Raw genomic sequence first — 19,938 nt, 5'->3', positions numbered from 1 at the left:
GTTGTTCAAACCTCATCGCTTTGTTCCTAAGTCGGTTGCGGTCGCGGCGCTCGCCGCTCACGGACTCGTCGCGCACGCGGCGACGGCGCCTTTCGTCGTAAAAGACATTCGGATCGAGGGCTTGCAACGGATCGAGCCCGGCACGGTGTTCTCCTATCTGCCGATCAAGCAAGGCGATACGTTCACGGACGACAAAGCGTCCGAAGCGATCCGCGCGCTTTACGCGACGGGCTTCTTCAGCGATGTGCGCATCGCCACCGAGGGTGACGTCGTCATCGTCAACGTCGCCGAACGCCCGGCAATCGGCGCCATCGATTTCTCCGGTCTGCACGAATTCGACAAGGAAGCGCTCGACAAGGCGCTCAAAGGCGTGGGGTTGTCGCCGGGTCGTTACTACGACAAATCGCTCGTCGATCGCGCGGAGCAGGAACTCAAGCGCCAATATTTGACGCGCGGCTTTTACGCCGCGGAAGTCACGACCACCGTCACGCCGCTCGACAGCAGCCGCGTGTCCATCTTGTTTGCGGTGAACGAAGGCCCGAGCGCGAAAATTCGCCAGGTCAATTTCATCGGCAACAAGGCGTTCAGCACGGGCACGCTGCGTGACGAAATGCAGCTGTCCACGCCGAACTGGTTCTCGTGGTACACGAAAAACGACCTTTATTCGAAAGACAAGCTCACGACCGATCTCGAAAACGTCCGTTCGTTCTATCTGAACCGCGGCTATCTCGAGTTCAACATCGAGTCGACGCAGGTGTCGATTTCGCCCGACAAGAAGGACATGTACCTCACGTTGACGGTGCACGAAGGCGAACCGTACACCGTGTCCAGCATCAAGCTGGCGGGCAATCTGCTCGATCGCGGCCCCGAACTGCAAAAGCTCATCACGGTCAAGCCCGGCGAGCGGTTCTCGGCCGCCAAGCTGCAAGCCACGACGAAAGCGATCGTCGATAAGCTCGGCGAGTACGGTTACGCATTCGCCAATGTGAATGCTCAGCCCGAGATCGATCAGGTCCATCACAAGGTCGCGCTGACGTTGCAGATCGATCCGAGCCGTCGCGTCTATGTCCGGCACATCAACGTCGTCGGCAATACCCGGACGCGCGACGAAGTCGTCCGCCGCGAGATGCGTCAGCTCGAAAGCTCGTGGTTCGATTCGAGCCGCCTTGCGCTGTCGAAGGACCGGATCAACCGCCTCGGCTACTTTACCGACGTCGACGTGACGACGGTGCCCGTGGCGGGCACGGCCGACCAGGTCGACGTCGACGTCAAAGTCACCGAAAAACCGACGGGCGCAATCACGCTCGGCGCCGGTTTCTCGTCCACCGACAAGGTAGTGCTGTCGGCCGGCATTTCGCAAGACAACGTGTTCGGTTCGGGCACGAGCTTGGCCGTCAACGTCAACACGGCGCGCACGTATCGCACGCTGACCGTCACGCAGGTGGATCCGTACTTCACGGTCGACGGCATCAAGCGGATCACCGACGTCTACTACCGTACGACGCAGCCGCTGTACTACTCGACCAATTCGAGCTTTCGCATCATCACCGCGGGCGGCGATCTGAAGTTCGGGATTCCGTTCTCGGAAGTCGATACGGTGTTTTTCGGTGCGGGCTTCGAGCAGAACAAGCTCGATGTCGATTCGACCACGCCGCAAAGCTATAAGAACTACGTCAACGAATTCGGCCGCGTCTCGAACAACATCCCGCTGACGGTAGGCTGGTCCCGCGACGCGCGCGATAGCGCACTCGTGCCGAGCCGCGGCTATTTCACGCAGGCGAACGCCGAGTACGGCACGCCGGTGGGCGCGACGCAGTATTACAAGGCCGATCTGCAGGCCCAGTATTACTACTCGTTCGCGCGCGGCTTCGTGCTTGGATTGAACTTCCAGGGCGGCTACGGCAACGGCCTTGGCGGCAAGCCGTTCCCGATCTTCAAGAACTACTTCGCGGGCGGTATCGGTTCGGTGCGCGGCTATCAACCGAGCTCGCTCGGTCCGCGAGATACGTCGACGAACGACCCGATCGGCGGCTCGAAGATGGTCGTCGGCAATATCGAACTCACGTTCCCGCTGCCGGGCACCGGGTACGATCGTACGCTGCGCGTGTTCACGTTCTTCGATGGCGGCAATGTGTGGGGCGATACCGCTCCCGGCATCAGCACGACCGGGTCGAACGGCTTGCGTTACGGCTATGGCGTGGGTCTCGCGTGGATTTCGCCTATCGGGCCGCTCAAGCTCAGCTTGGGTTTCCCGGTGCAGAAGCACAACGGCGACCAATACCAGAAATTCCAATTCCAGATCGGGACGGCGTTCTAACAGCGCGCCGCGCTCTGTCCAGCAACGAGAGGACGATTTTGCAAACCGGTATGTTTATCAAACGCGTGTTGGGTGTGGTGGCACTGACGGGGGCGCTCTTGGGTGGCGTCGCGCAAGCGCAAGAGGCCCGGATCGCCGCTGTCAACTCGGACCGCATTCTGCGCGAATCCGGTGCCGCAAAAGCCGCCCAAGCCAAGCTCGAGGCGGAATTTGCCGCGCGAGACAAAGACTTGCAGGCGCTCGCGGCAAAGATGAAAAAGCTATCCGATCAGATCGACTCGAGCGGCAACTCGATGTCCGCAACGGATCGCGCGCAAAAGCAGAAAGATTTGGCTCAGCTCGACACCGATCTTCAGCGCAAACAGCGCGAGTTCCGTGAAGATTTGAACCAGCGTCGCAACGAGGAATTGGCGGCCGTCTTGGAGAAGGCGAACAAGGTCATCAAGCAAATTGCCGAGCAGCAGCATTACGATTTGATCGTGCAGGAAGCCGTCTACGTGAGCCCGCGTATCGACATCACGGACCAAGTGCTCAAGGCGCTGGCGGGCTCGAGCGGGACGAACTGAACGACGGAGCAGCACGCGAATGGCATTGACGCTCGGGCAAATCGCCCAACGCTTAGGCGGTGAAGTCGTGGGCGACGCGACCCTGAAGGTGGCGGGCCTGGCGCCGCTCGATCAGGCTCAGCCGCATCAACTGGCGTTTCTCGCCAATCCCAAATACCTATCCCAAGTCGATACGACGCAGGCTGGCGCGGTGTTGATCGCCCCGGCCGATCTCGAGAAGGTGGCCTCGCGCGAGGCGCGCGCCTTCATCGTCACGCCGAATCCTTACGCCTATTTTGCGCGAGTCGCGCAGCTGTTCATCGATCTGGCTGCGCCGAAAACGCCCGCGGGCGTGCATCCGAGCGCCGTCGTGGATCCGAGCGCGCGGGTTGCGGCCAGCGCCGTGATCGGCCCGCACGTGGTGATCGAGGCGTCGGCCGTGGTGGGCGAGCATGTGCGGCTCGACGCGAACGTTACGATCGGCCGCGGTACGAGCATTGGCGAGGGCTCGCATCTCTACCCGAACGTGTCCGTTTATCACGGTTGCAACATCGGTCCGAGAGCCATCGTGCACGCGGGGGCGGTCATTGGCTCCGATGGCTTCGGGTTTGCCCCCGACTTCGTCGGCGACGGCGATGAACGTACCGGAAGCTGGGTCAAGATTCCGCAAGTGGGCGGTGTGACGATCGGCGCCGACGTCGAAATCGGCGCCAACACGACGATCGACCGCGGCGCGATGGCCGATACGACGATCGAAGCCTGCGTGAAGATCGACAACCTGGTGCAGATCGGTCATAACTGCAAGATCGGCGCCTACACCGTGATCGCCGGTTGCGCGGGCATCGCGGGCAGCACGACGATAGGCCGCCACTGTATGATCGGCGGCGCCGTAGGCATCGCGGGGCACGTGACGCTTGCCGATTACGTGATCGTCACGGCCAAGTCGGGCGTGTCGAAGTCGCTGCTCAAGCCGGGCATCTACACTAGCGCGTTCCCGGCTGTCGACCACGCGCATTGGAACAAGAGCGCGGCGTTGATGCGCAACCTCGATAAGATGCGCGAGCGCATCAAGGCGCTCGAAGCCACGCTTGCCCAGCGAGGGGGCGAGGTTTGAGAACAGCAGGCGCGGCGCGCTGGCAAGCGTGAGCGCCGGCAAGCCGGCGTAGTTCGCCGCGATCCGCATCCGTAGTAATTACCCGCGCGAGGCAGCTTGCGTGGAGCAGACACACCATGAGCACTGAAAAAATCAATCTCGACATTCACCAGATTCTTAAGCTGCTGCCGCATCGCTATCCGATCCTGCTCGTGGACCGGGTGCTGGAACTCGAGCCGCACACGCGCATCAAGGCACTCAAGAACGTGTCGATCAACGAACCCTACTTCATGGGGCATTTCCCGCAGCGCCCCGTGATGCCCGGCGTGCTGATCATGGAGGCGCTTGCGCAAACGGCGGCGCTCCTGACCTTCGCCGAGGAACCGCACGATCCCGAAACGACGCTGTACTACTTCGTCGGCATCGATGGAGCGCGCTTCAAGCGCGTCGTCGAACCCGGCGATCAACTGATTCTCAATGCGACGTTCGAGCGCCGCATGCGCAACATCTGGAAATTCAAAGCCCACGCGGAAGTCGACGGCGTGATCGCCGCCGAAGCCGAGTTGATGTGCACGGTCAAGCACACGAACGAGTGAAAAAGGCCAAGAACGCATGAGCAGGATTCACCCCACCGCGATCATCGAGCCGGGCGCGCAACTCGGAGAAGACGTCGAGATCGGCCCGTATGCGATCGTCGGCGCCAACGTGACGATTGGTGCACGTACGTCGGTCGGTTCGCATAGTGTCATCGAAGGTCATACGACGATCGGCGCCGATAACCGGATCGGGCACTACGCGTCCGTCGGCGGCCGCCCTCAAGACATGAAGTACCAAGGCGAACCGACGCGGCTCGTGATCGGCGATCGCAACACGATTCGCGAGTTCACCACGATCCACACGGGCACCGTGCAGGACGGCGGGGTGACGACGCTCGGCGACGACAACTGGATCATGGCGTATGTCCACGTCGGCCACGATTGCCATGTCGGCAGCCACGTGATTTTGTCCAGCAACGCGCAGATGGCGGGGCACGTCATCATCGGCGATTGGGCGATCGTCGGTGGCATGTCGGGCGTCCATCAGTTCGTGAAGATCGGCGAGCACTCGATGCTCGGCGGCGCATCGGCGCTGGTGCAGGACATTCCGCCTTTCGTGATCGCCGCGGGCAACAAGGCCGAACCGCATGGCATCAACGTCGAGGGGCTGCGGCGGCGCGGCTTTTCGGCCGATGCGATCTCCGCGTTGCGAAGTGCCTACAGGCTGCTTTACAAGAACGGCCTGTCGCTCGAAGAGGCGAAGGTGCAGCTCACGGAACTGGCGTCGGCGGGCGGGGACGGCGACGAGCCCGTACGCAAGCTCATCACGTTCATCGAGTCGTCGCAGCGCGGCATCATTCGTTAGGCGATGACGCCTCAATCGAATGCGCCGCGCATCGCCATGGTTGCCGGCGAGCCGTCGGGCGATTTGTTGGCGGCCTCGCTGCTCGGTGGCCTCGCGCGCCGGTTGCCCGAAGGCACGCGCTACTTCGGCATCGGCGGCCCGCGCATGGAGGCGCGGGGTTTCGAAGCGCATTGGCCGATGGAGAAGCTTTCCGTTCGGGGCTACGTCGAAGCGCTGCGCCACATCCCTGAAATTCTCGGCATTCGCAACGAACTGAAACGCCAACTGCTCGCCGAACCGCCGCACGCATTCATCGGTGTCGATGCGCCCGATTTCAACTTCGGGCTCGAGCACGCGCTGCGCGCAGCGGGAATCCCGACGATTCATTTCGTTTGCCCGTCGTTCTGGGCATGGCGCGGGGGCCGCATCAAAACGATCGCGAAGGCGGTCGATCACATGCTTTGCGTGTTCCCGTTCGAAACGGCGTTGCTCGAAAGAGCTCACGTACCCGCCACCTACGTCGGTCATCCTCTGGCCGATGAAATCCCGCTGGAACCCGATGTCGCCGGTGCGCGCGCCGTGCTGGGCTTGCCCGCGGCAGGGCCTGTCGTGGCGGTGCTGCCGGGCAGTCGACGCTCGGAAATCGGCCTGATCGGTCCCACGTTCTTCGAGGCGATGGCGATCATGCAGCGCCGCGAGCCGGGTTTGCGGTTCGTCATGCCGGCCGCCACGCCCGCGCTGCGAGCGCTGCTGCAACCGCTCGTGGCGGCCCATCCCGAACTTGCCCTGACGATTATCGACGGCGACGCGCAACGCGCAATGACCGCTGCCGACGCCGTGCTCGTCAAGAGTGGCACGGTCACGCTCGAAGCCGCGCTGCTGAAAAAGCCGATGGTGATTTCGTACAAGGTGCCCTGGCTAACAGGCCAAATCATGCGCCGGCAAGGATATTTGCCGTACGTCGGCTTGCCGAACATCTTGGCGGGCCGGTTTGTCGTCCCGGAACTGCTGCAGCATTTCGCGACACCCGAGGCGCTCGCGGACGCGGTGCTCGTCCAGTTGCACGACGATGCGAATCGGCGCACGCTGACCGACATATTCACGCAGATGCATTTGACGCTGCGCCGGAATACGGCCGAATGTGCGGCCGAAGCCGTCGCACGCGTCATCGAGGCGAGGAAGCCGCGGTTATGACGACCCTGCGACCATCGCGCGCAAAAAAAAAGGGCGACGCGTCCGATACGTCGGCTGGTGCGCCGTCGCGCGGCCAGCCTCGCACCGCGTCGGCGCAAAGCGCGCTCGATTTCAATTCGGCGTGCGACATCGTCTGCGGCGTCGATGAAGCCGGCCGCGGGCCGTTGGCTGGGCCCGTCGTTGCCGCGGCGGTCATTCTGGATCCGAAGCGCCGCATTCGAGGGCTCGACGATTCCAAAGCGCTGACGGCGAAAAAGCGCGAGGCGCTCTACGAGAAGATCGTCGAGCGTTCGCTCGCTTTTTGTGTGGCGTCGGCGAGCGTCGAGGAAATCGACCGGCTCAATATCTTGCATGCGACGATGCTCGCGATGAAGCGGGCCGTCGAGGGCTTGTCGATCGTGCCGACGCTGGCTCGCATCGACGGCAATCGCTGTCCGGTGCTCGCCGTGCGCAGCGAAGCCGTGATCGGCGGGGACGCACTCGTGCCGGCCATTTCGGCTGCCTCGATACTGGCGAAAGTCACCCGCGATCGGATGTTGCTCGAGCTGCACGCGCAGTTTCCGATGTACGGTTTCGATGCGCACGTCGGCTATGGCACCCCTCGGCATTTGGCCGCCCTGGACGAGCATGGGCCGTGCGAACATCATCGGCGCTCGTTCGCCCCGGTGCGCGCCGCGTTCGAGCAGCGGGGCATCCGCGTGTCGCTGCCGAGCGGCGTGAGTGTGGCAGCGATCGAGGCGGCTGTCGACAGTGATGCCTTCGACGAAACCGCGCTGTACGACCAAGCGTTCGGCGCCGATACCGACGGTGCGGGCGCCGGCCAATGAGTCGACGTCCTCGCCTTCGCATGGCGGCGAGCGCGTTTGAAGTTTTTAGGCCTGCAAGGCCGTCTCTCTGGCAGCCAATCCCGTGAAAGCGATTACCTCGCGCGACAACCCGCTCTATAAGCGCCTAAAAGCGCTGGCGGCTTCGACGCATCATCAGAAAAAGACCGGCCGGGCGCTGCTGGAAGGTTTTCATCTAGCGTCGGCATATTTGGACGTGGCCGGCCAGCCGGAAACCTGCGTCGTCACCGACGGCGCATTGCGGCACGACGAGGCGCAGGCGATCGTCGCGCGTGTCGATGCCGAGCGCATCGTCACGCTGCCCGATGCGCTATTCGGGCAGTTATCGAACGTGGTCAACGGCGTCGGCATGCTTTTCGTCGTGAGCAAGCTCTGCGTGCCGTTGCCCGATCGCGTGGACGCGACCTGCATCGTGCTGGACGGCGTGCAAGACGCGGGCAACGTGGGATCGATCCTGCGCAGCGCCGCGGCGGCGGGGGTCAAGCAAGTGTTTTGCGCGCCGGGCACGGCCTACGTATGGTCGTCGAAGGTGCTGCGCTCGGGGATGGGCGCGCATTTCCTGCTCGATGTGCATGAAGACGTCGAAGCGGCAACGCTCATGCCGCGCCTGGCCGTACCCGCGGCCATGACCGATTCCCATGCGCCGCAGGCGCTTTACGATTGCGATTTGGCCGGCCCGATCGCGTGGATCTTCGGCAACGAAGGGGCGGGCGTCTCGGCGGCATGGCGGGCCGCAGTCGCTTATCGCCTGACGATTCCCCAGCCGGGCGGCATGGAGTCGCTCAATGTGGCGGCGGCCGCGGCGATTTGTCTTTTCGAGCAGTGCCGCCAGCAACGCATTTCTCGCTGATCGGCCATCGACCGGCGCGCGGTAGGCTCGCGCACCCGGTGTACGGCCTGCGCGGCGTTGGGTCGCTGGGCTCGAACCCGGACCGAGCACGCGCATTCCCCGCTCAATAAGTCGGCCGGTCGAGCTTGATTTCCTGCAGGATCGTCGTCGCGATTTCCTCGATCGACTTGTGCGTCGACGATAGCCATTTGATTCCTTCGCGCCGCATCAGCGCTTCGGCCTCGTTGATCTCGTAACGGCAATTTTCGGGCGCGGCGTACTTACTGCCGGGGCGGCGTTCGTTGCGGATTTCCGATAGGCGCTGGGGGTCGATCGACAGGCCGAACAACTTGTCCCGGTGCGCGATGAGCGGCGTGGGCAGTTTGCCGCGCTCGAAATCTTCGGGAATCAGCGGATAGTTGGCTGCCTTGACGCCGTATTGCATCGCGAGATAGAGACTCGTCGGCGTTTTGCCGCTGCGCGAGACGCCCACGAGAATGACATCGGCGCCGGCCAGATTACGGTTCGACTGCCCGTCGTCATGCGCCAGCGAAAAGTTGATCGCCTCGATCCGGGTCTTGTATTCCTCGGTGTCGGCATTCTGGTGCCCGCGCCCGATAGCGTGTGTCGACTTCATTTCGAGCTCTTGCTCGAGCGGCTCGACGAACTGCTGGAAGATATCGAGCACGAGGGCGTTCGAATTCTTGACGACCGCGTTGGACGCGCTATCGACGAGCGTGGTGAAGACGATCGGACGGCGGCCGTCGAGTTCGGCCGATTCGCTGATCTTTTCGATCGTGGCGTAGGCTTTGTCGACCGAATCGACGAACGGCACCCGTACGAGGCGGAATTTCTGGTCGAATTGGGACAGGATCGAGTGCGCGAACGTTTCGGCGGTGATTCCCGTTCCGTCGGAGACGATAAATACGGTAGGCGGCATCGGCTAACGCTTCTGAAAGCAGCGGGCGCTGCGGGAGGAAACGCGATTTTCGCGCGTTTTCGCGAGCAGTGTGCCGGCGTTTGACATGCGACCGTCGCAGCAGAGCGGGCGGCCGGTTAGAAGCAGGGTAGAATAGCGGCAACCTGTTGGATAAGCAATTGCAATCGGCTATGCGAAGCGATTGCTTCTCCAACAGGTTGCGCGTGCTGCGCGTCCCGGGCTCCAATGGCCCGCGCGCACCAAGCCCACACGCGCGACCGAGTATTTTTTTCACACTTAGGGGCTTGTATGACTAACGCAGCAAACATCACGAAGGATCAGGCGTATGTAATTCCGTTCGAACAGCTACGGATGACCGATGTGGAGATCGTGGGCGGCAAGAACGCGTCGCTCGGCGAGATGATCAGCCAACTGGCCGAGGCCGGTGTGCGCGTGCCGACGGGCTTTGCCACGACGGCGTTGGCATTTCGCGATTTCCTCACACACAACAATCTGACCGAACGGATCGCCGCTCGGCTCGAGACGCTCGACGTCGACGACGTCAAGGCGCTCGCGGCCGCCGGCAAGGAAATTCGCGCGTGGATCGTCGACGCGCCGATGCAGCCGCGCCTGGAAGTCGAAATTCGCGCCCAGTTCGACACGTTGCAAAAAAGCTCGCCCGAGGAACTGTCGTTCGCCGTCCGTTCGTCGGCGACGGCCGAGGATTTGCCTGACGCTTCGTTCGCCGGCCAGCAGGAGAGCTATCTGAACGTCGTCGGCGTCGAGGATGTGCTCGATCGCATGAAGCACGTGTTCGCGTCGCTGTACAACGATCGCGCGATCTCCTACCGCGTTCACAAAGGCTTCACGCATGCCGAAGTCGCGCTGTCGGCGGGAGTGCAGCGCATGGTGCGTTCCGACGTGGGCGCGGCCGGCGTCATGTTCACGCTCGATACCGAATCGGGCTTCAAGGACGCCGTGTTCATCACGTCCAGCTACGGCCTGGGCGAGACCGTCGTGCAAGGCGCCGTGAATCCGGACGAGTTCTACGTCTTCAAGACCACGCTGGAGCAGGGCAAGTATCCGATCATCCGTCGTTCGATCGGCTCGAAGCTGATCAAGATGGAGTTCGCGAAGCCGGGCGAGGCGGGCCGCGTCAAGACGGTCGACGTGCCGCACGAGCAGCGCAACCGCTTCTCCATTACCGACGAAGACGTGATCGAGCTGGCCAAGTACGCCGTCATCATCGAGAAGCACTACCAGCGTCCGATGGACATCGAGTGGGGCAAGGACGGCCGCGACGGCAAGATCTTCATCCTGCAAGCGCGTCCGGAAACGGTGAAGAGCCAAGGCGCCGGCAAGGTCGAACAGCGTTTCAAGCTGCGCGGCCAATCGCAGGTGCTGGCCACGGGACGCGCCATCGGGCAGAAGATCGGCGCGGGCCGCGTGCGCGTGATCCACGATCCGTCGGAAATGGAGCGCGTGCAGCCGGGCGACGTCCTGGTGGCGGACATGACGGACCCGAATTGGGAGCCGGTGATGAAGCGCGCTTCGGCGATCGTCACGAACCGCGGCGGCCGCACCTGCCATGCGGCGATCATCGCGCGTGAATTGGGCGTGCCCGCGGTGGTCGGCTGCGGCGACGCCACCGACGTCCTGAAGGACGGTGCGCTCGTGACGGTTTCGTGCGCCGAAGGCGACGAAGGCAAGATCTACGACGGCCTGCTCGAAACGGAAGTGACGGAAGTGTCGCGCGGCGAACTGCCGCCCATCCCCGTCAAGATCATGATGAACGTCGGCAACCCGCAACTCGCGTTCGACTTCTCGCAGTTGCCGAATGCCGGCGTCGGTCTTGCGCGGCTCGAGTTCATCATCAACAACAACATCGGCGTGCATCCGAAGGCGATTCTCGAGTACCCGAACGTCGATCAGGATCTGAAGAAGGCGGTCGAGAGCGTCGCGCGCGGGCATGCGTCGCCGCGAGCGTTCTATGTCGACAAGTTGACCGAAGGCATCGCGACGATCGCGGCGGCTTTCTATCCGCGCCCTGTGATCGTGCGTTTGTCCGACTTCAAGTCGAACGAATACAAGAAGCTCATCGGCGGCTCGCGTTACGAGCCTGACGAGGAAAACCCGATGCTGGGCTTCCGTGGCGCCTCGCGCTACATCGCGCAAGATTTTGCGCCGGCGTTCGAAATGGAGTGCCTGGCGCTCAAGCGCGTGCGCGAAGACATGGGCTTGACGAACGTCGAGATCATGGTGCCGTTCGTGCGTACGGTGAAGCAAGCCGAGCGCGTGGTCGGGTTGCTCGAAAAGTTCGGCCTCAAGCGCGGCGAAAACGGCCTGCGGCTCATCATGATGTGCGAGGTGCCGTCGAATGCGATTCTCGCCGATGAGTTCCTGCAACACTTCGATGGCTTCTCGATCGGTTCGAACGATTTGACGCAGCTCACGCTCGGTCTCGATCGCGATTCCGGCATGGAGCTCTTGGCGGTCGACTTCGACGAGCGCGACGAAGCCGTCAAGTTCCTGCTCAAGCGGGCAATCGAAGCGTGCCGCCGTCTGAACAAGTACGTCGGCATCTGCGGTCAAGGCCCGTCGGATCATCCCGATTTCGCGCAGTGGCTGGCCGACGAAGGGATCGCTTCGATTTCGCTCAATCCCGACACGATCATCGATACTTGGCAAGCTTTGGCCAAGGCGGCGAAGTAATCGCGTCCGCCCGAGGGTCCGCCCGCGTATGCGGACCCTGCTTCGTGCTATAACGCCCCGGTATATCCGGGGCGTTTCTATTTTCGGGGGGACCAGGCATGACGCCGAACGATTTTCTGTGGTGGATCGGCGCCGGAGCGCTGGTCGTCGCCGAGTTGCTGACGGGCACGTTCTATTTGCTGATGGTTGCGCTCGGTTTCATCGCGGGTGCATTGGCGAAGTGGGGCGGGGCTAGCCTGGCCGTGCAGTACCTATCCGCGGCGCTCGTCGCGTTGGCCGCGGTCGTCTTGCTGCGGCGCTCGCGGTTCGGGCGGCGTCGCGAGCGGCGCGATGCATCGACCAATCCCGATGTCGTGCTCGACGTAGGCAGTGCGCTCGAAGTCGTGGACTGGCACGACCGCTGTGCGCGTGTGCCTTATCGCGGCTCGCAATGGGATGCCGAACTCGCGCCGGGCGAGCGCGAAGACGCTCGCTTCTACGAGATCGCAGCCGTGCGCGCCAATCGTCTCGTGCTGGTCGAGAAGGGCCATGCCGCGAAACGCACGCATCATTCGGTGTCAACAACAAAGGAGTAAACGATGGATATGACAATCGTCGGGGCGGTGCTGCTCATCGTCGTCATCGTGATCGCAGCGCAAACGGTCAAGATCGTCCCGCAGCAGCATGCGTGGGTAGTGGAGCGCTTCGGCCGGTATCACGCCACGCTGGCGCCGGGGCTCAACATCGTGCTGCCCTTTGCCGATCGCATCGCGTATCGCCACGTGCTGAAAGAAATTCCGCTGGATGTGCCGGGGCAGATCTGCATCACGCGCGACAACACTCAGTTGCAGGTCGACGGCGTGCTGTACTTCCAGGTGACCGACGCGATGAAGGCCTCCTACGGTTCGAGCAACTACGTGTTCGCGATTACGCAGTTGTCGCAAACGACGCTGCGTTCGGTCATCGGCAAGCTCGAGCTCGACAAGACGTTCGAAGAGCGCGATCTCATCAACCACAGCGTGGTATCGGCGCTCGATGAAGCTGCGTCGAGCTGGGGCGTCAAGGTGCTGCGCTACGAAATCAAAGACTTGACGCCACCCAAGGAGATTTTGCACGCCATGCAGGCGCAAATCACGGCCGAGCGCGAGAAGCGGGCGTTGATCGCGGCCTCGGAGGGCCGCAGGCAGGAGCAGATCAACATTGCCTCGGGCGGGCGCGAGGCGGCGATCCAGAAATCAGAGGGGGAAAAGCAGGCGGCGATCAACCAGGCTCAGGGCCAGGCCGCGGCGATCCTGGCCGTGGCCGAAGCCAATGCCCAAGCGATTCAGAAGATCGCGCAAGCGATCCAATCCACCGGGGGCATGGATGCCGTCAACCTGAAGGTGGCCGAACAGTACGTGAGCGCGTTCGGCAATCTCGCGAAGGCGGGCAACACCTTGATCGTGCCGGGCAATCTGTCCGATTTGGGTTCGATGGTCGCGTCGGCCCTTGCGATCGTCAACCGCGGCAAGAGCCCCGCCGCCGCGGAAATGCGCTGATTGCGCCCAGGGCTCAACCTGCGGTGCGCATGAGGCGCGCTTTCTCGCGCTCCCAGTCGCGCTTCTTTTCGGTCTCGCGCTTATCGTGCAGCTTCTTGCCTTTGGCGAGGCCGATTTCGCATTTGACGCGGCCGCCCTTGTAGTGAAAGTTCAAGGGGACGAGCGTGTAGCCGCGCTGCTCGACCTTGCCGATCAGCTTCTTGATTTCGTCCCCGTGCAGGAGCAGCTTGCGCGTGCGGACCGGGTCGGGATTGATGTGCGTCGATGCTTCGGGTAGGGGGCTGATGTGCGCGCCGATCAGGAACAGCTCGCCGTTGCGTACCACGACGTAGCCTTCTTTGATTTGACCGCGCCCGGCGCGCAGCGCCTTCACTTCCCATCCTTCGAGCACGAGCCCCGCTTCGTAGCGTTCCTCGATGGAGTAATCGAAGAACGCTTTTCTGTTGTCGATGATGCTCATGGATATGGACGGCGCCCAACTCGTTTAAAATCACGATTTTAGCAAAGCGGCGCCTCTCGATTCCGCCAAGCTCGCCCCTTTTTCGCCGCGCGTCGTGCTTTTTATGGCTGATGTTCAGAAAACCGTCCTCATTCGCCACTCGGCGGAGCAAATGTTCGATCTCGTCACGGACGTGGCCGACTATCCCAACTTCCTGCCCTGGTGCGGCGGCGTCGATATCCGCCGGCAGGAGGAACATGAGATGGAAGCGCGCATCGACATCAACTTCAAGGGCATCAAGCAGCACTTCGCCACGCACAATACGCAAGAGCGGCCCACGCGCATCGACATGCGGTTCGCCGACGGCCCGTTTCGCAAGTTCACCGGGTACTGGCGCTTTACGCCGCTGCGCACCGACGCCTGCAAGATCGAGTTCGCATTGCACTATGAATTTGCGAGTTTGATCCTCGAAAAGATCATCGGGCCCGTGTTCAACCACATCGCCAACACGTTCGTCGAATCGTTCGTCAAGCGCGCCGACGAGCGCTACGGCCGATCATGAGCGCTGCGCTTTCGATCGAAGTTTGCTACGCGCGCCCCGAGGCGCAGACGCTCATTGCGCTGACGCTGCCGGCCGGCGCGACGGTGCGCGATGCGCTCGCCGCCAGCGGCATTTCGACTCACCATCCCGAAATCGATACGGCTACTGCCAAGGTCGGCGTTTTCGGCAAGCTCGCCACGCTCGATACGCCGCTTGCCGATCACGATCGCGTCGAGATTTATCGGCCCCTCATCGTCGACCCGAAGCTCGCGCGTCAGCGCCGCGTGGAAAAGTCGCGTCGCGCCGGGTCGATCGAAGGCCGCAAATGGCTGCACAAGGATTCGCGCTGAGCCGAACCGTGTGCCGCACGGCCCGAGCCATCATCGTGACGTCGTACCGACCAGGTGACCCCCGCCAGCAATAGCACGATCGCGGCAGCTTCGAGCGGCCGCGGCAGCCGAGAGTCGTAGATGAAGCCATAGAGCAGGGCGAAGAGCGTCTCGAAGACGATCAACTGCCCGGACAGCGTAAGCGGCACGCGCTTGGACGCTGCGTTCCACAGGCCCGTGCCAAGCCACGATGCGCCAAAAGCGAGCCCCAGATTGAGTAACCAGAACGCGTGCCAGCGGGTTTGTGCGGGCGGTGCCGGCAGCCTTGCGCCGGGGATGATCGGGCAGGCGCTCCACAGCAGTGCGCCGAGTATCCCCGTCGCGAGGCCGAGCAGGACCGACCACTCGTTGCCGTCGAAATGCGGGTTGCGCCGCAGGTAGCGTGCGTTTTCCACGGCGAACCAGGTCCAACTCGCCAAGGCGCCGGCGGCGCAAAGCACGCCTACGATCTTGTCCGCCACCCCCACCGCGCCGCGCAGCACGGGCCCGGCGGCAAAAACGTCGAAGTTGATGCAAACGATGCCCCCCACGACGAGCAGCAGCGGCCATAGCAGCCGCTCGAGCGCGACGGCGCCGGCGTCGCGCCTGCCGGCCAGCGTTACCGTGACCGGCAGCACCCCAACGATGAGGGAGGTCGGGCCGATGCCGATCCGATGCACGCCCGCGGTCAGGAACACGTAGTAGACCACATTGCCGACGAGCGCGAGCTTGCCGATCGCGATCAGATCGGCGCGCGTCAGCTTGGTCGCGAGCCGGCGTGCCATCGGCAAAGCGGCGGCGAGCGACACGAGGCCGTACATCATGCAGCGAGCGGCGCCCAGCATCATCGGCGGAAAATCGGGCAGCAGGCGCGGAACCAGAAAGACCGTGCCCCATATCGCGCCCGCGAACACCCCGTACATCACTCCGCGCCTCATGCTGGCCCTTTCGTTTCGTCAGTCGAGGAGGCAGATTACCGGCGAGCGGCAGATCGGTCTTGTTCGATTCTGCAATTGCGAGGCGAGCGAAGCGAAGGGGCGGTGCCGGCGATACGTTCGTGCGCAGCTTTTCGCGCGCATTTCTTGCGTTCGTGACTGCGAACGCGCGCCGCGGGCAAACGAAACTCACCCGAACGCGGGTCGAACCAAAAACCGAAACGCGTGGCCGCGGCGGACGCAGAAAAACGGCTAACTTACTGTTCGCGCAGTGAAAAGCAGGGAGGTATCGCGTATAATTCGCTTTTGCGCCTATAGGATTTGCCATGCGTCTGATCCAAAAAGCACTCACGTTCGATGACGTGCTCCTCGTCCCGGCGTTCTCCAACGTTCTGCCGCGCGACACCAGCCTCAAAACCCGGCTGACCCGCAACATTTCCGTGAACATGCCGCTCGTCTCTGCGGCGATGGATACCGTTACCGAGGCGCGGCTCGCGATTGCGATGGCGCAGCAAGGCGGTGTCGGCATCATTCACAAGAACCTGACGGCGGCCGAGCAGGCGCGCGAAGTGGCGAAGGTCAAGCGTTTCGAATCGGGCGTCGTACGCGATCCGATCACGGTACCGCCGCAAATGAAGGTGCGCGATGTCATTGCGCTGTCGCAGCAGCATGGCATTTCGGGCTTTCCGGTGGTCGAAGGCGCGCAGTTGATGGGCATCGTGACGAACCGCGACCTGCGTTTCGAAACGCGGCTCGATGAGCCGGTGCGCACGATCATGACGCCGCGCGAGCGGCTCGTCACGGTCAAGGAAGGCACGGCGCTCGCCGAAGCCAAAGCGCTGATGCACAGCCATCGCCTCGAGCGCGTGCTCGTCGTGAACGATGCGTTCGAGTTGCGCGGGCTGATGACTGTCAAGGACATCACGAAGCAAACCGAGCACCCCGACGCCTGCAAGGACGAACATGGCAAGCTGCGCGTGGGCGCGGCGGTCGGCGTGGGCCCGGAAAACGAAGAGCGCGTTGCGGCGCTGGCGGGCGCCGGCGTCGACGTCATCGTCGTCGATACGGCCCACGGTCATAGCCAGGGCGTGCTCGAGCGCGTGCGCTGGGTCAAGAAGAATTTCCCGCACGTCGAAGTCATCGGCGGCAACATCGCCACCGCGGATGCTGCGCGAGCGCTCATCGAATATGGCGCGGACGGCGTCAAGGTCGGAATCGGGCCGGGTTCGATCTGCACGACGCGCATCGTGGCGGGTGTGGGCGTGCCGCAAATCACGGCCATCGCCAATGTCGCCGAAGCATTGAAGGGCACGGGCGTGCCGGTCATCGCCGATGGCGGCGTGCGTTTCTCGGGCGATGTCAGCAAGGCGCTGGCAGCCGGAGCCAACGCGGTCATGATGGGCAGCATGTTCGCCGGCACGGAAGAGTCGCCGGGCGACGTGTTCCTCTACCAAGGCCGCCAGTACAAGTCCTATCGCGGCATGGGCTCGGTCGGTGCAATGAAGGATGGCGCCGCCGATCGCTATTTCCAAGACAATTCTGCGAACATCGATAAGCTCGTGCCCGAAGGCATCGAAGGCCGGGTGGCTTACAAGGGCTCGGTGGGCGCGATCATCTTCCAACTGATCGGCGGGGTGCGCGCCAGCATGGGCTACTGCGGCTGCAGGACGATCGACGAAATGCACGAAAAGGCGCAATTCGTCGAAATCACGGCGGCCGGCATTCGCGAGTCGCACGTGCATGACGTGCAGATCACGAAAGAAGCGCCGAACTATCACGTCGACTAACCGCCGATGAAACCGCTGCTGCGCGCCGTTCTCGTCCTCGACGCCGGGCTCTACCTGAGTTCGGGCGCCGTGCTGCTGCTCACACCGTTCGCGGGCGTGCAGCGCGCGCTGCAACTGACTGCGATCGAACCGGCAATGGTCGGGCAGATGTTGGGGCTCGCGCTGCTGGGGCTTGCTTGGCTGTCGTTGCGCGGCGCTCTGGAGGGCGCGATGACGATCGCCGTGGCCAAAATCGTCGGCCATGTGACCTGGCTCGCCGGCGCGCTCGTGCTCGTTTGGACGTTAGCGCCGCCGCATACGTTATGGTTTCCCGCCCTCGGGATGGTGCCGAATCTGCTCGTCGGCGGATTGCTGGTCGTGATCGGCCTCGGGGGCGCCCGCTTCGCCCAAGCTGTGCGCCGGCGCGAAGTCGCCAAAGCCGCGCAGGCGGCGGGCGCCAAGGGACGAACTACTGCTGACGTGCCGGCCGCGGCGCCTTCGGCACCGGTCGAACCGGTGTTTCGGCCCGCGCCGGAACGCGGCGCGGCCGGGGCAGCGCCTGCTGCGCCGGCGGCCGTACGCCCGGCGGCCCCTTCCGCGCCTGCCTCAACCGCTGAGGGCGATGCGGCTGCGCGCACGGAAGCGAGCGCCCGGGAGACCGCCGCTTCCGCGCGGGCGGCCAGCGGTAGCGACGACGTGCATTCGAGTCGAAGCACGTCCGCGCCGCGGCCGCCGTTTCATGGTTGAGCGCGCCATCGTTCGCATCGGCGCTTTCGCCCCGCTCATCGCTTGCGTTCGCGCCCCACGGGTGCGCGGCGCGCTTTGTTTGACCGTTCATGTGCAGCGCCGCGCGCGCTGTACGTTGCATTCGTCCACTATCGACCGTGCCTGCCATGCATGACAAGATCCTGATCCTCGACTTCGGTTCGCAAGTCACCCAACTGATCGCCCGCCGCATTCGCGAAGCGCACGTCTATTCGGAAATCCATCCGTACGACGTCGACGACGCGTTCATTCGCGAGTTCGCCCCGAAGGGCATCATTCTTTCGGGCGGGCCGAGTTCTGTCACTGAAGCCGAGACGCCGCGTGCGCCGCAAGCGGTGTTCGAATTGGGCGTGCCGGTGCTTGGCATCTGCTACGGCATGCAGACGATGGCGCAGCAACTGGGCGGCAAGGTGGATCTTGGCCACGTGCGCGAGTTCGGCTATGCCGAAGTGCGCGCGCGCAATCACACGAGCCTGCTGGAAGGCATCGAGGATTTCCGCACGGCAGAAGGCCATGGGATGCTGAAGGTGTGGATGAGTCACGGCGATAAAGTCACGCAGATGCCGGAAGGCTTTGCGCTGATGGCATCCACCGAGTCGTGTCCGATTGCAGCGATGGCCGACGAGACGCGGCATTTCTACGGCTTGCAGTGGCACCCGGAAGTGACGCACACGGTCAAGGGGCGCGCGATGCTTGAGCGCTTCGTGTTGCAGATTTGCGGTGCCAAGCCCGATTGGGAGATGGGGCATTACATCGACGAAGCCGTGGCGAAAATTCGCGAGCAAGTTGGCAGCGAGCACGTCATTTTGGGCTTGTCGGGCGGTGTCGATTCGTCGGTGGCGGCGGCATTGCTGCATCGTGCGATCGGCGATCAGCTCACGTGCGTGTTCGTCGATCACGGCCTGTTGCGGTTGAACGAAGCCGAGCAGGTGATGGCGACTTTCGGCGATCACCTGGGGGTGCACGTGATCCACGTCGACGCGAGCGAAGCGTTCCTCTCGAAGCTTGCGGGCGTGACCGATCCCGAACAGAAGCGCAAGATCATCGGCGCCGAGTTCGTCGAGGTGTTCCAAACGGAGGCGGGCAAGCTCACCGACGCCAAGTGGCTGGCGCAGGGCACCATCTACCCGGACGTCATCGAATCGGCCGGGAAGGGCAAGAAGGCGACGCATACGATCAAGAGCCACCATAACGTCGGTGGTTTGCCCGAGACGTTGAATCTGAAGTTGCTCGAGCCGCTGCGCGAGCTTTTCAAGGACGAAGTGCGCGAACTGGGCGTGAAGCTTGGTTTGCCGCACGAGATGGTGTATCGCCATCCGTTCCCCGGGCCGGGCTTGGGCGTGCGGATTCTTGGCGAGGTGCGACGCGACTTCGCGGACTTGCTGCGGCGTGCCGATGCGATCTTCATCGAGACGCTGCGCAATTCGATCGACAAGGAAACGGGGAAGTCTTGGTACGACCTGACGAGCCAAGCCTTTGCGGTGTTCCTCCCCGTGAAGAGCGTGGGCGTGATGGGCGACGGGCGCACTTACGAATATGTGGTTGCGCTGCGCGCGGTGCAGACGCTCGATTTCATGACGGCGCATTGGGCGCATCTGCCGCATGAGCTGCTTGGGCAGGTGTCGAACCGCATCATCAACGAAGTGCGGGGCATCAATCGCGTCGTTTATGACATCTCGGGGAAGCCGCCGGCGACGATCGAGTGGGAGTAATTTAGGATCCTCTGCAGTGGTCTGCAGAGGCCTGTCGATTCCCTGATTTTCCACACAAAAA

At 63.1% G+C, this 19,938-nt stretch carries 19 protein-coding genes; 16 read left to right on the top strand and 3 right to left on the bottom strand.

Annotated elements, in window-relative coordinates:
- The first annotated feature begins 1 nt into the window (after nt 1).
- The 8 genes from bamA (at nt 2) to QQS38_RS01170 (ending at nt 8,224) form a co-directional block, all read left to right on the top strand.
- Nucleotides 2-2,317: an outer membrane protein assembly factor BamA gene (bamA, locus tag QQS38_RS01205; RefSeq protein WP_479643552.1), complete on the top strand. Its 2,316-nt coding sequence runs from the start codon at nt 2-4 to the stop codon at nt 2,315-2,317.
- A 50-nt stretch (nt 2,318-2,367) separates the two neighbouring features.
- Nucleotides 2,368-2,883: an OmpH/Skp family outer membrane protein gene (locus tag QQS38_RS01200; protein WP_479643551.1), complete on the top strand. Its 516-nt coding sequence runs from the start codon at nt 2,368-2,370 to the stop codon at nt 2,881-2,883.
- A gap of 19 nt (nt 2,884-2,902) precedes the next feature.
- Nucleotides 2,903-3,976, top strand: coding sequence for a UDP-3-O-(3-hydroxymyristoyl)glucosamine N-acyltransferase (gene lpxD, locus QQS38_RS01195; RefSeq protein WP_479643550.1), 1,074 nt, complete (start codon nt 2,903-2,905; stop codon nt 3,974-3,976).
- Nucleotides 3,977-4,092: 116 nt separating this feature from the next.
- The gene (gene fabZ, locus QQS38_RS01190) at nt 4,093-4,551 is read left to right on the top strand and encodes a 3-hydroxyacyl-ACP dehydratase FabZ (RefSeq protein ID WP_277428005.1); all 459 of its coding nucleotides are present in this window, start codon (nt 4,093-4,095) and stop codon (nt 4,549-4,551) included.
- 16 nt (nt 4,552-4,567) lie between these two features.
- On the top strand, nt 4,568-5,356 hold the full coding sequence (lpxA, locus tag QQS38_RS01185) for an acyl-ACP--UDP-N-acetylglucosamine O-acyltransferase (RefSeq protein WP_479643549.1): 789 nt from the start codon (nt 4,568-4,570) through the stop codon (nt 5,354-5,356).
- Between the two features lie 3 nt (nt 5,357-5,359).
- Nucleotides 5,360-6,529, top strand: a complete 1,170-nt coding sequence (gene lpxB / locus QQS38_RS01180; protein ID WP_479643548.1) for a lipid-A-disaccharide synthase — start codon at nt 5,360-5,362, stop codon at nt 6,527-6,529.
- Nucleotides 6,526-7,356 carry a ribonuclease HII gene (gene rnhB / locus QQS38_RS01175; RefSeq protein ID WP_479643547.1) on the top strand — a complete coding sequence of 277 codons (831 nt, stop codon included), beginning with the start codon at nt 6,526-6,528 and terminating at the stop codon, nt 7,354-7,356. Before lpxB ends, rnhB begins: the two co-directional genes overlap by 4 nt.
- An 82-nt stretch (nt 7,357-7,438) precedes the next feature.
- Nucleotides 7,439-8,224, top strand: coding sequence for a TrmH family RNA methyltransferase (locus QQS38_RS01170; RefSeq protein ID WP_479643546.1), 786 nt, complete (start codon nt 7,439-7,441; stop codon nt 8,222-8,224).
- 103 nt (nt 8,225-8,327) lie between these two features.
- On the opposite strand, the gene ppsR is transcribed toward QQS38_RS01170, so the two are convergent.
- Nucleotides 8,328-9,143 carry a posphoenolpyruvate synthetase regulatory kinase/phosphorylase PpsR gene (ppsR, locus tag QQS38_RS01165; protein WP_479643545.1) on the bottom strand — a complete coding sequence of 272 codons (816 nt, stop codon included), beginning with the start codon at nt 9,141-9,143 and terminating at the stop codon, nt 8,328-8,330.
- Nucleotides 9,144-9,431: 288 nt separating this feature from the next.
- Here ppsR and ppsA point away from each other — a divergent pair, with 288 nt between their 5' ends.
- The 3 genes from ppsA (at nt 9,432) to QQS38_RS01150 (ending at nt 13,351) form a co-directional block, all read left to right on the top strand.
- Nucleotides 9,432-11,834 carry a phosphoenolpyruvate synthase gene (gene ppsA, locus QQS38_RS01160; protein WP_479643544.1) on the top strand — a complete coding sequence of 801 codons (2,403 nt, stop codon included), beginning with the start codon at nt 9,432-9,434 and terminating at the stop codon, nt 11,832-11,834.
- Between the two features lie 98 nt (nt 11,835-11,932).
- Entirely contained in the window at nt 11,933-12,409 is a 477-nt protein-coding gene (locus QQS38_RS01155) for an NfeD family protein (RefSeq protein WP_479643543.1), read from the top strand.
- Nucleotides 12,410-12,412: 3 nt separating this feature from the next.
- Nucleotides 12,413-13,351, top strand: coding sequence for an SPFH domain-containing protein (locus tag QQS38_RS01150; protein WP_479643542.1), 939 nt, complete (start codon nt 12,413-12,415; stop codon nt 13,349-13,351).
- A gap of 13 nt (nt 13,352-13,364) precedes the next feature.
- Here QQS38_RS01150 and smpB read toward each other — a convergent pair whose 3' ends face one another.
- The gene (gene smpB, locus QQS38_RS01145) at nt 13,365-13,811 is read right to left on the bottom strand and encodes an SsrA-binding protein SmpB (RefSeq protein ID WP_479643541.1); all 447 of its coding nucleotides are present in this window, start codon (nt 13,809-13,811) and stop codon (nt 13,365-13,367) included.
- 103 nt (nt 13,812-13,914) lie between these two features.
- On the opposite strand from smpB, the gene QQS38_RS01140 reads away from it, so the two are divergent.
- Complete coding sequence (locus QQS38_RS01140; RefSeq protein WP_479643540.1) at nt 13,915-14,352, top strand: type II toxin-antitoxin system RatA family toxin; 438 nt, start codon at nt 13,915-13,917, stop codon at nt 14,350-14,352.
- Complete coding sequence (locus tag QQS38_RS01135) at nt 14,349-14,681, top strand: RnfH family protein (protein ID WP_479643539.1); 333 nt, start codon at nt 14,349-14,351, stop codon at nt 14,679-14,681. The genes QQS38_RS01140 and QQS38_RS01135 overlap by 4 nt, the downstream gene beginning before the upstream one ends.
- On the opposite strand, the gene QQS38_RS01130 is transcribed toward QQS38_RS01135, so the two are convergent.
- On the bottom strand, nt 14,606-15,637 hold the full coding sequence (locus QQS38_RS01130; protein ID WP_479643538.1) for a DMT family transporter: 1,032 nt from the start codon (nt 15,635-15,637) through the stop codon (nt 14,606-14,608). The two genes, QQS38_RS01135 and QQS38_RS01130, sit on opposite strands and share 76 nt — an antisense overlap.
- A gap of 323 nt (nt 15,638-15,960) precedes the next feature.
- On the opposite strand from QQS38_RS01130, the gene guaB reads away from it, so the two are divergent.
- The 3 genes from guaB (at nt 15,961) to guaA (ending at nt 19,877) form a co-directional block, all read left to right on the top strand.
- A complete protein-coding gene (gene guaB / locus QQS38_RS01125) occupies nt 15,961-17,421 on the top strand; it encodes an IMP dehydrogenase (protein ID WP_479643537.1) in 1,461 nt (486 codons plus the stop codon).
- A gap of 6 nt (nt 17,422-17,427) precedes the next feature.
- Nucleotides 17,428-18,147 (top strand): hypothetical protein, encoded by a 720-nt coding sequence (locus tag QQS38_RS01120; RefSeq protein ID WP_479643536.1) that lies wholly within the window; start codon nt 17,428-17,430, stop codon nt 18,145-18,147.
- Nucleotides 18,148-18,293: 146 nt separating this feature from the next.
- Entirely contained in the window at nt 18,294-19,877 is a 1,584-nt protein-coding gene (gene guaA, locus QQS38_RS01115) for a glutamine-hydrolyzing GMP synthase (RefSeq protein ID WP_479643535.1), read from the top strand.
- Nucleotides 19,878-19,938: the final 61 nt, after the last annotated feature.

This window comes from Trinickia sp. Z7 (assembly GCF_056498045.1).
Note: the sequence above shows the minus strand (reverse complement) of the source record. Positions and strands in the feature narration are given on the sequence as shown.